A 10825-nucleotide genomic window follows, 5' to 3' on the forward strand; every position below is an offset into this window, starting at 1 on the left:
TCCGCGACTCCCCAGCGACACAGTAATTCAGCAGTAGTGAACGATCTATGAGACTGCTACGAAATCGTCTCGACATGGAACTGCTATCCAACTACGATCTGCGCTAAATCCGCCGGGAAAAACTCTTTTCTCGTCAAATTCGTCATGTACAGATGGTAGTCGTCGGCGTCCTCGTTGCGGACGCCGACGACGCGAAACCGCTTCGTATCCAGCGACCGCGTCCCGTTGTACGGTCCTCGTTTGAACTCTACTTCGACCTCTACATCGATGTACTTCCGGTCGAGATCGTCGAGAACAGCTCGGAGCTGCTTCCCCTCTAAGGGAATGGCGCGACCGCGCCATTCCCGTAATTCGTCCGTAATAACCGGGTTTGCGTTCTGTTTTAGCCTGCTCACGAAGTAACCGCCATTCTCGTCGATCCGCGCAAACCGGCGGTACTTGAAGTACGCGAGATCGAACAACACGAGGCGGTTCTCAAGCCACGGCCCTGTCTTGAACAGCGTGCTATCGTGTGCTTTCTCGTCAGTCACGTCGATTCGTTCAATCGTCTGGTCGGTGGCATTGTGGAGCAGGTGGAGCTTCGCTCCAGCCTGCTCCTCGTGGCAGGCTTCGTACTCGTTGGAAAGGAACTCGTGCAACCGCAGCACCGTTCCATCGGCGATCATCACATCTCTAAATCGGTCGATATCAGCGTCAACAGCGTCGGGAACGGCGACCTCGTCGAGACCGTGCTCGACGAGGTCGCGGAGGTACTCTGCGAGTGTCGGAGTCAACCGCTGATAGAACCCACCCGGTGAGATGGTCTTGTCGGCAGTAGAGTTGTAGCAGCGTCTAAAACTGGCGAGTGTTCGGCTTTCGCCTGCGGCGAAGCCGAACACGAATGCCCAGACGAAGGCAGGAATCTGGAGTTTGCGGTCACGTTCAACCACGCCGAGTTCCTCGGCGTGCTCTTCAAGAAACTCAGAGGGAAACAGTGTAGTGAGCCGACGCATAATCCGAGACGAGGAGGTTTCGTTGTGCACACTCGACACCTCCTCATTCCTTGCGAAAAGTAGTCTCGATAAGCCGCTGCTGTCACGCGGTTTCCCGCTTAACTAAAGACGGATGGTTCATGACGTTATGATCCGTCGATGAAAACATCTATGATGAATTAGTGGAAAGTTCATCCATGGACACAGGCCCCCATAACGATGCTTGGGGGGCAGCGAAGAGAGTACCAGCCGCTATAGATCCATCATCGAAGCTGTTCGAGACGGCGTTTTCGTCGTCAATCTGGACGGGACTATCACCTACGTCAACGACTCGCTTTGCTCGTTGACTGGGCGTGAGCGGAACGAACTGGTTGGCAACACGTTCGACACGCTGGTTGAATCAGGACTGGTTAAATCAGCCGAGTTTGACCGATTCGTTACAACCATCAACTCCATTGCCGACGGAGAAATCCAGGATGAAATTCTGACCTTCGAAATTGATCAGGAGACCGAACAGATGGTAGACGTTCGCGTCTCGAAACATATCCGGGACGACGGCACTGACGATATCGTCGGCGTGGTCCGGGACGTGACAGACCGCGAGCGGAGGGCCCGAGCAGCAGAACAAAAACAGGCGGTGCTGGCCAAACTGTACCAAGTTGGTGCAGAGGACGCTCTCACGTTCGAACAAAAAGCCGAGCGCATCCTCTCCATTGGGTGTGAGTACCTGGATCTGCCGTTTGGGTTCCTGTCGAAAATAGAGGAAGACACACAAGAGATTGTACACGCTGTTGGCGATCATACACTGCTCCAGCCAGACGAAACCGCACCGCTGGAACAGTCGTACTGTCGGAAAACCATCCAAAGCGACGATCTGGTCGGTATGCAGGACGCACAAGCGGAGTTGGGCGAAGACGATCCGGCGTACGAACTGTTCGACTTAGGCTGTTATATCGGAACGAAGGTCATGGTCGGAGAGAACCTCTATGGGACGTTCTGCTTTGCGGCCCCACACGACCGTGACCGGGAATTCAACGCCGGCGAACGGGAGGTGATCAAGCTTCTTGGACAGTGGGCCGGGTACGAACTCCAACGGCAGCGGTTCGAAGAACGGTTGCAAGGATTGCACCGAATATCCCAACAATTGCTGGTAGCCGAAACAACCGAGGAAATCGCAGAAATCGCGGTTGAGACGGTTCTGGACAGTTTCGATCTCCCGGTGACTGCGTTTTGGGAGTACGATGCCGGCGACGACGTCTTACGCCCGCTGGCTGAAACAGACGAAGCAGTACGGATCGTCGGGGAGGCTCCGACGTTCGAGCGAGACGACGCACTGCTTTGGGAGAGTTTTGACAGTGGCGACATCCGGAACTACGAGGACCTGACCGAACGACCAGAAGTGTACAATCCGGAGACGCCATTACAGTCAGAGGTGTACATCCCCTGCGGGAATCATGGGATCATCACCTGTGCTGCGACCGAGCCAGGTGCGTTCGGCGAGATCGATATCGAAAGCCTCCGACTGCTTGAGGCGCTGGTCACGGAGGCCATCACCGCAGTCAAGCGCGAAGAACAGCTAGCCGAGCGTGGTGAAGCACTCCAGCGACAGAACGACCGCCTCGAAGAGTTTGCCGATGTCGTGGCACACGACCTTCGAAACCCAATGACGGGAGCGGTCGGCTTTCTCGAAATCGCCCGTAAAACGAACGAGTCACAGCATTTCGACCGCGTCGAACAGTCCTTAGAGCGGATGGAGGAACTCATCGACGAGTTGTTGATGATCGCACGCGGTGATCGCCAGGCAGTCAACATACGCACCCACCAATTACAACCAATCGTGGAGGAGGCGTGGTCATACACCGACGCCCCGAAAGCGACCTTGTCCGCAGACGACCCGCTTGGTGAGATAGAGGCCGATGAGACACGACTGCTGCAACTGTTCGGCAATCTCTTCCGCAACAGCATCGAACACGGCGGCGACGACGTTACCGTGGAAGTTGGCCCCCTCGCTGACGAGGGGGGGTTCTACGTCGCCGATGAGGGGCCAGGGTTTTCCGACAAGCAACGGACGGAGATCGAAGCACTCGGAGACACGGACGAGATGTCGGGATTCGGAATCGGACTCATGAGCGTTATCGATGTCGTGGAAGCACACGGGTGGGACCTCACAGTCCCCGCCACAGATCAGGGAGCACGCATCGAAATCCGAACTGGTGAACGGAGCGAATGACCCGTGGAACCAAACGTGCCCGCGATGAAGCGTGGGTAGGAGACGCACATGACCGCTAAAATAGTCATTGCTGAGGATGATGAGACGACCCGGGAAGTCATCGAACTCAACTTGACTGACAACGGGTGGGACGTAGTGGCGTTTACCGATGGTGATGAATGTTGGGAGCATCTCGAATCACGGACCAACGATCCACCGGATATCGTGGTGTTAGACGTGATGATGCCCGAAATCGATGGGCTTTCAGTTCTCGAACATATCCGGGATCACGACGCACTCGTCGATCTGCCAGTCGTCATGTTGACATCCCGCAACCGAGAAGAAGATATCGTGCAAGCACTCGACGCCGGGGCTGACGATTTTGTGGCAAAGCCCTTTTCGGAAGTCGAGCTTGTCAGTCGAGTTGAGAAGGTGCTCGACGAAGCGTGAGAGAGGATTCGATAACGACAATGTATGTGAAAGTCTGTAGTTTCAGGTTCGGCACCAATGCGATGGTAATTATACCTCAGTAAGAATTAGTCGAACTAATGGTACAGTGGTCCCGTCGTGAGTTCCTTCGGTACACGACAGTCGGAACGGCAACAGGGGTTGCTGGTTGCAGCGCTTTTTCGCCATCGGACTCGGATACGGACAGTTCGAGCACGGCCGGAGATGATAGGGAGCCATCCGCGAAACTTTCCGAGCCGATATCGGGGGAAGCCGTCGGACTCTCGGGTAACGCAATCGCGGACGTGACACTCGATGTGATAGTGCCGGGTCGGGGAGCAGTTGCTCGATATCGTGGACAGAGATCGAGTGAGTGAGTTAGTGGTGCAATCGTCCCGAAAAGAAATCATTCACCCGGCTAACCGTTGGTCACTGCTCTATGGAAAGATACCGGTAGAAGGTTGGCCTCGACACTCACGACTCACAATCTATCCATAGTGAGTGTGATTAGAGACCCTCTCAAGTGCTCTTGTTCCGTTACCAAGGACTGTCGAACAATCGAACCGACCGGTCGGAAACGCCGTGTCGAACGCTCACCAACTCGCTCCACCTGTGACGCGATCAGTTCTTCCGCGCTTTCTTCCAGGCCGGATAGAACTCCAGTATGGCGATCAGACTGATCACGACGCCGGCGGCAACCATTGCGGTATCCGGATCGATTTCGTCCATATTGGGACAGGGTGTTGTAGACGTGAAACAGTTTGGCATCCTTCGAGGCTGTTGTGGAGGCCGCCTCTCAACGGGCGAATACCGTGAGAAATCGAGTTCGGGGGTCGCCCCGATCACCATTGCCGGGGCACTCTTGAGGATTGCCCACTCCGCTTGGAGCTGACAATGCTAGTCGAGCCGAGATATCGTATTTTGCGGTATGAGAAGTGATTTACCTGCACGAACCTAAGTAAACGTGTGAGTGATACAACTGAAGAGACGCCGATAGAAACTGCGGAAGGAATCGGTGCTGACGGTCTCAGCCCTGCCGTGCTGGCATCGGTCGGTTCGGTCGCCCTTGCGCTATACTTCTACTACGTGCGCGGCGACCAACAGCGCGGCCAGTTCGTTGGCTTCTGGCCCGTCACGATACTCAGCCTCGCCTCGTACTTCAAACTGGAAGAAATAAAACAGATGCTGGCGGAGCGTGACGAGTAACTCGGCGCTCCAGTCAGATAATCGCGGAACTTTAGGGTTGGGAGAAAAGGCTAAACACGAGGCTATCGGTGCCGTTTAGACTGAACTCACCAACGTCCACTCGCAAACAAACAGACTCAGTCGATCACATCGGGTTTGAGTGAAAGTGTCTGCTTGGGAAGGGTGTGGAAGCTACCGAAGCAGACAGCGAGATAGAAGAAAAGCACCTGGTTAATTTTGTCGTCAACAGTCTCGACGAAGAGCTTGCGATAGATCTCGGTGATGACGTCGAGGTCACGACAGAGACGTTGTACGAGGTCCTCGCCGGCGCCAGCGCCGGCGGGACCTCAATCAACCACGTCTGCGAAACGACCGGCGACTCGCCACACGCCAACACCGTCCGAGGACACCTCACCGAGCAGTTTGAGCTTGACTCGGTTGAGGCAGTTGGGGACATGCTCCTACAGCGAGATGCGCTTGCGACACTTCCAGATCGACCGGTGGAGGTCTGCGCAGACCTCCACCTCGATCCCTACTACGGCGACGAAGACGAGACAGAAGCGCTGTACTTCTCACAGGCGAAACGTGGAACGACCACCTTTCACGCGTATGCGACGCTCTACGCGCGGGTGCGCAACAAACGATACACGCTGGCGGTTCGCCAGCTTGTCGCTGGCGATACCACCAGCGATGTCCTCGCTGAGTTCCTCGAACTACTCGACGGCCTTGACCTCAGCGTCAAGGCCGTCTACCTCGATCGTGGATTCTACAACAGTACCTGCCTCGGACTGCTGTCCAAGCACAACTACGCCTACGTCATGCCGATTGTCAAGTGGGGCGAGACGATTCAAGACGAACTCAACAGAGGCTGGAGCCGCGAGATCGAACACGATCTCGCCGGCGAGGTGACTTTCCCCGTGTTCATCGACTGCGTCTACCAGCAGGGACGATACGACGAACACGGGGTGGCGCGTCACGGCTACGCCGCTGACGCGCCGTTCATCGACACACCACGGGATGCCCGAGAACACTATAGCAAGCGCTTCGGCATCGAGTCGAGCTACCGATTAGCCAAGCAGAGCCTCGCATTCACCAGTTCTCAGGACGCTGGGCTACGGCTCGTGATGTTTGTGGTGAGCCTGCTGCTCCAGAATAGCTGGCGATATCTCCACTGGAAGTACGTGGCGGCGCCCCGCCGCGGGGGGCGCCGCCTCTGGAACTGGTCGTTCACGGAGTTCTGCGAAATGACGCTTCGCGCAGCTTGGACAGCACTTGGTGTGCGTAGGTCTGTTCCAGCGAACCAGTCACTTGACGACCGGTTCTTCCGGTAGCTGTCCACCGGTCCGGACAGCGGTCGTGAGTGGCGACGCCGTCGCGTCGGCGGCAGTCCGCCGCCGACAGCGACGATCCATCCCAAAGATCACTCTCACCAGCGCTTCGAAGACGCTTCACGACCAGTTCGATCTGATTCATCGGCATCAGACGAGATTACGCGGCTGTCGATGTGATCGACTGAGGCTGCGGACGAGGTCGCGCTCGGAGACGCGCACGTTTCAGACGTACCCTCGTGGGGTTGAAGCGACCGCCAACTGACCGCATCTCGTGACCACACCCAGTTTCAGACGTACCCTCGTGGGGTTGAAGCGCTTTTTAACGCTTCCACCTCCTCGGCGAGCTCCTGGTTTCAGACGTACCCTCGTGGGGTTGAAGCGTCTCCGGCGTCGAGACGATCACCGAGGTCGGCCCGGACGTTTCAGACGTACCCTCGTGGGGTTGAAGCGTCAGCAAACACCTTGTGGGGGTCGTTCCCAGCCGCGTTTCAGACGTACCCTCGTGGGGTTGAAGCTGGATCCGCCCGGGCTCAACGGCGGGTTACCACAACGGTTTCAGACGTACCCTCGTGGGGTTGAAGCACCTTGGGCTACCTGAAGGTTTAATCAACCGTCAGTTTCAGACGTACCCTCGTGGGGTTGAAGCACCGTCACAGGTCAACCCCCTCGTACCCGTGCGCTTGTTTCAGACGTACCCTCGTGGGGTTGAAGCGCCGCGTCGTCGAACGCGTCACCGACGCCCAGACCGGGTTTCAGACGTACCCTCGTGGGGTTGAAGCCGTTTGGCGAGCGGCAAAGCGCGTCGAGCGGCAGGCGGTTTCAGACGTACCCTCGTGGGGTTGAAGCAAATGGACTCCGTGCTTCGGCCCGTCTTAAGCCCCGTTTCAGACGTACCCTCGTGGGGTTGAAGCGGCTCCGGGCGACGGGAGTACGCGACGACGCCGTTTCAGACGTACCCTCGTGGGGTTGAAGCGACGGTGAGGAGTTACGCGGCGACCCGTCGACGACGCGTTTCAGACGTACCCTCGTGGGGTTGAAGCCTCGACCACGGCGGCACGCACTACGGCGGTGCGCGGTTTCAGACGTACCCTCGTGGGGTTGAAGCAAAGGCGTCGGCACGCGCACGCGTATCTGGTTGGTGTCATCTGTCTTTAGTTAAGCCTCACACCTCGGTTGTGTAGCGGTAGCGAGCGTTTCTTGTAAGATTGGTCGTTGCTTGTGGATCTTTTGAGCGTCTTCGATCAGCCGGTCGAGCAGCGGCGGTGGTGAGTAGCCGAGGAACTCACCGAGTTCGTGGAGAATGAGCTGGGCGTGCGACCGGAAGGTCGCCGCCCAGCGCTCTGTCGGAAACACAAGCTCATCATCCGCCTGCTCGGTGATAAGATCCAACAGATCGCGGCTTACAAGCAGCGACAGCAGCGCTGCGTACAATAAGATCCTCACCACGTGTTCGTCACTCGTGTCGAACTCGTCCAGTTCGTACTGCGTCTTCAGCTCCCGGAACAGCAACTCAACTTCCCACCGACAGCGGTAGATCTCCGCTAGATCTGCCGGAAAGAACTCCTTCCTCGCTAAATTCGTCATGTACAGGTGGTAGTCGTCGGCGTCCTCGTCGCGGACGCCGACGACGCGAAATCGCTTCGTATCTAGCGACCGCGTCCCATTGTACGGCCCTCGTTTGAACTCTACTTCGACTTCTACATCGATGTACTTCCGATCGAGATCGTCAAGAACAGCTCGGAGCTGCTTGCCCTCTAAGGGAATGGCGCGGCCGCGCCATTCCCGTAATTCTGCCGTAATCACCGGGTTCGCGTTCTGCTTCAGCCGACTCACGAAGTAGCCGTCGTTCTCGTCGATCAGCGCAAACCGGCGGTACTTGAAATAGGCGAGATCGAACAGCATGAGGCGGTTCTCAAGCCATGGCCCTGTGTTGAACAGGGCGCTGTCGTGTGCTTTCTCGTCAGCAGTATCGAGCCGTTCAATCGTCTGCTCTGTGGCATTATGGAGCAGGTGGAGCTTTGCTCCAGCCTGCTCCTCGTGGCGGGCCTCGAACTGGTCTGAGAGAAACTCGTGTAACCGCAACACCGTTCCATCAGCGATCATCACGTCTCTAAACCGGTCGAGATCAGCGTCAACAGCGTTAGGAACAGCGACCTCGTCGAGACCATGCTCGACGAGGTCGCGGAGATACTCTGCAAGCGTCGGTGTCAACCGCTGATAGAATCCACCCGGAGAGATCGTCTCATCGGCAGTAGAGTTGTAACAGCGTCTAAACCCGGCGAGTGTTCGGCTTTCGCCTGCGGCAAAGCCGAACACGAATGCCCAAACGAAGGCAGGGATCTGGAGCTTGCGGTCGCGTTCGACCACGCCGAGTTCCTCGGCGTGCTCTTCGAGGAACTCGGAGGGAAACAGTGTAGTGAGCCGACGCATAATCCGAGATGAGGAGTCCTTGTCGTACACAGACTGGACTTCCTCATTCCTTCCGAAAGATGCCTCGATAAGCCGCCGCTATCACGCGATTTCTCGCTTAACTAAAGACAGATGGTGACCGCATTTTACAACGTTATTTGTTATCTCACGTCTGGAAGATGATAATGCCTCTAGACCTTTGATATCGGCCAAATATATGTGCTGGTCTAAACTTTCATTTCCTCATTCATACCGCAAACTAACCTCGACAGGCCGCCGCTGTACTTCGGCTATTTCATCATCAGGGATGGACTCCATCATGACGTACTTCCTCACAGGTAAGTTCAAAACAGCTTGAAGCCTGGCTACTGGGCGAGGGGTGTGTCTGGAAGTGCAAGGACTGCAACTATTGCGGGTGGAACGTGGAGTGCCATCAGTCCAATTACCTCACTGGTTGTCACACCCTCAACGGCTAACAGGAGTCCAATATTAGGAAGAAACGACAGTATTAACGCCCCGATGGCAAGGAGGACGAACATCCGGTCTGGAGTCGTAGAGCGTCGTGTAAGCACGCCATACACGCCGGTTGCGCCGGCCGTTCCCAGTAATGTCCAGACTACGATGGGCGGATACTGGAAAAATTCCGTTGAAGCCACGAGACCTTGTGTTAATGCAACCCACCCGAGAGTGAGGTTGACGATAACTGCGATTATGAACGTCACAGCTCCTCGGGCGGCAAGCGTTTGTACAGATATGGTTTTTTGAGATGTCATTGTGACTTATTCGGAAACGTTGCCGGCACGCGAGCAGGAGTTGACTCCAAACAGTGAGTACACAGGACAGTTCCCGACGAACCCTGTCATAAGTAGCAGCACCGCAATGACGCCCAATGCTGGAGACGCAGCAGCTGGGAGTGGGACTGTTCCTAAAACAGTCCCTATCGATATTCCACCTGTGACCGCGCCAACGGTAATTCTAAACTTTCGGTCTGCTGTCCCAAGATTGTCGTTCACATATCAAGTATGTATGTGAGATTAATAAACCTTGTGGCAAACACACAATATAATACCCAAAACAAATTCCTAAGTGCGATATAGCACGCTCTAGGAGAAGTTATATTGAACAAAGTACACAAGACTTATCCGATAGAGGCGTATATGATAATACGTGAAAGACTGCGAAAAAAGTAGCTCAGTTGTGTCGGCACTAATCCTTCTACAGGGAGTCGTGACGATGCTCTTTCCGCAGGCAAGTGTTAAGCTTACAAAAAAGATGATAGCGAAAAACTTTGATAACGCCTCCGAGTTAGAACCGAACTCGGCGTACCTCCAACAGTTGCGCGCAATTGGCGTTGGGATGGTTGCTGCGGGCGGTACCAGCTTGCTTTTAGAGGACTCAGAAGAGCTGGGGACCAAGGGTACCGAAATCAGTGACTCAGAAGGCAAGGCAGCTGAAGTTGATGAGTAAGCTACCACTGGATGACTTTATGAAAGTCGCCAGCTGGTAGCATGTTTTGGGCGTCGTTCGGCAAATAGAGCGTAATGTCAGCTGCAAAACCAGCTGAGTTTTGCCAGTCTATGTCCATACTCGACGATTTTTCCGGCATCCTGTAAATTTTCTTGGGAACTCAGCCGGGATAGAGTCCTGTACGCTACCTGTATTCAGAACCGCTTACACTGAAAACGAGGGGTGTTTGCTTGGTCAAACAGGGCTCATCTTGGTTGTCGGCGTTTCAGGTGGACACCTCAGTAGCCGACTTCAAGACTGTTGACACACGGAGGTGAAAGAGCAAACGAGTGGAGTCAATCCTGGTGATGGTTTTGAGCTGCACTGTGGTTTTGACATTTGACTTGGTGTAGTGCTTGGTCTGCCTTTGAGCACGCGACAAACCGACAATAAATGCATTTATACCGCGTTTCACCATCCTCGGTCTCAAACTCCCACCAACCTGATACGTTCATATCGTTATACAGTAGCCATCTCATAATACTTTATATATTACATCAATCAAAAAATAACTGCGAATATCTGTCGGTGATTTAAGTGAGCGAATCGTTGTGGGTGTTGTATCATGACGACCAACTCCGAGGTTAATAGTGAAGAAGAGGGCCTGCTACCCGTGGTCGCAGTCCGGTCGGATGAGTCATCACTGCTCGATGAACTGAATATGGTGAGGGAGCATCCGTCTTTAGCTAAGCGAAGAACCGCGTGACAGCAGCGGCTTATCGAGGCTACTTTTCGGAAGGAATGAGGAGGTGTCGAGTGTGTACAAC

9 protein-coding genes, 1 pseudogene and 1 CRISPR repeat array are annotated in these 10825 nt (G+C 55.2%); of the genes and pseudogenes, 6 read left to right on the forward strand and 4 right to left on the reverse strand.

Annotated elements, in window-relative coordinates; translation table 11 throughout:
- Nucleotides 1–95 precede the first annotated feature (95 nt).
- Nucleotides 96–992, reverse strand: a pseudogene (locus tag J2751_RS15070) (IS4 family transposase); the annotation flags it as partial.
- 202 nt (nt 993–1194) lie between these two features.
- Here J2751_RS15070 and J2751_RS15075 point away from each other — a divergent pair.
- From J2751_RS15075 to J2751_RS15095, 5 genes are all read left to right on the forward strand, one after another.
- Nucleotides 1195–3201: a GAF domain-containing protein gene (locus J2751_RS15075; RefSeq protein ID WP_209487246.1), complete on the forward strand. Its 2007-nt coding sequence runs from the start codon at nt 1195–1197 to the stop codon at nt 3199–3201.
- Between the two features lie 48 nt (nt 3202–3249).
- Nucleotides 3250–3630 carry a response regulator transcription factor gene (locus J2751_RS15080; protein ID WP_209487248.1) on the forward strand — a complete coding sequence of 127 codons (381 nt, stop codon included), beginning with the start codon at nt 3250–3252 and terminating at the stop codon, nt 3628–3630.
- Nucleotides 3631–3728: 98 nt separating this feature from the next.
- Nucleotides 3729–4004, forward strand: a complete 276-nt coding sequence (locus J2751_RS15910) for a twin-arginine translocation signal domain-containing protein (RefSeq protein ID WP_209487249.1) — start codon at nt 3729–3731, stop codon at nt 4002–4004.
- A gap of 589 nt (nt 4005–4593) precedes the next feature.
- On the forward strand, nt 4594–4833 hold the full coding sequence (locus tag J2751_RS15090) for a hypothetical protein (RefSeq protein WP_209487250.1): 240 nt from the start codon (nt 4594–4596) through the stop codon (nt 4831–4833).
- Between the two features lie 164 nt (nt 4834–4997).
- Nucleotides 4998–6143, forward strand: coding sequence for an ISH3 family transposase (locus J2751_RS15095; protein WP_209487251.1), 1146 nt, complete (start codon nt 4998–5000; stop codon nt 6141–6143).
- Nucleotides 6144–6362: 219 nt separating this feature from the next.
- Nucleotides 6363–7248: direct repeats of the CRISPR family, unit length 30 nt; unit sequence GTTTCAGACGTACCCTCGTGGGGTTGAAGC.
- 50 nt (nt 7249–7298) lie between these two features.
- Here the strand turns inward: J2751_RS15095 and J2751_RS15100 are convergent.
- The 3 genes from J2751_RS15100 to J2751_RS15795 all read right to left on the reverse strand — a co-directional run bounded on the left by J2751_RS15100 (nt 7299) and on the right by J2751_RS15795 (nt 9565).
- On the reverse strand, nt 7299–8573 hold the full coding sequence (locus J2751_RS15100) for an IS4 family transposase (protein ID WP_209487256.1): 1275 nt from the start codon (nt 8571–8573) through the stop codon (nt 7299–7301).
- A 344-nt stretch (nt 8574–8917) separates the two neighbouring features.
- Entirely contained in the window at nt 8918–9325 is a 408-nt protein-coding gene (locus J2751_RS15105; RefSeq protein ID WP_245202874.1) for a DUF6069 family protein, read from the reverse strand.
- A gap of 6 nt (nt 9326–9331) precedes the next feature.
- Nucleotides 9332–9565 carry a YgaP family membrane protein gene (locus J2751_RS15795; protein WP_209487253.1) on the reverse strand — a complete coding sequence of 78 codons (234 nt, stop codon included), beginning with the start codon at nt 9563–9565 and terminating at the stop codon, nt 9332–9334.
- A gap of 154 nt (nt 9566–9719) precedes the next feature.
- Here J2751_RS15795 and J2751_RS15115 point away from each other — a divergent pair, with 154 nt between their 5' ends.
- The gene (locus tag J2751_RS15115; RefSeq protein WP_209487254.1) at nt 9720–10019 is read left to right on the forward strand and encodes a hypothetical protein; all 300 of its coding nucleotides are present in this window, start codon (nt 9720–9722) and stop codon (nt 10017–10019) included.
- The last annotated feature ends 806 nt before the right edge of the window (nt 10020–10825 follow it).

The sequence above is a fragment of the Halorubrum alkaliphilum genome (genome assembly GCF_017873815.1).
Lineage (GTDB): Archaea > Halobacteriota > Halobacteria > Halobacteriales > Haloferacaceae > Halorubrum > Halorubrum alkaliphilum.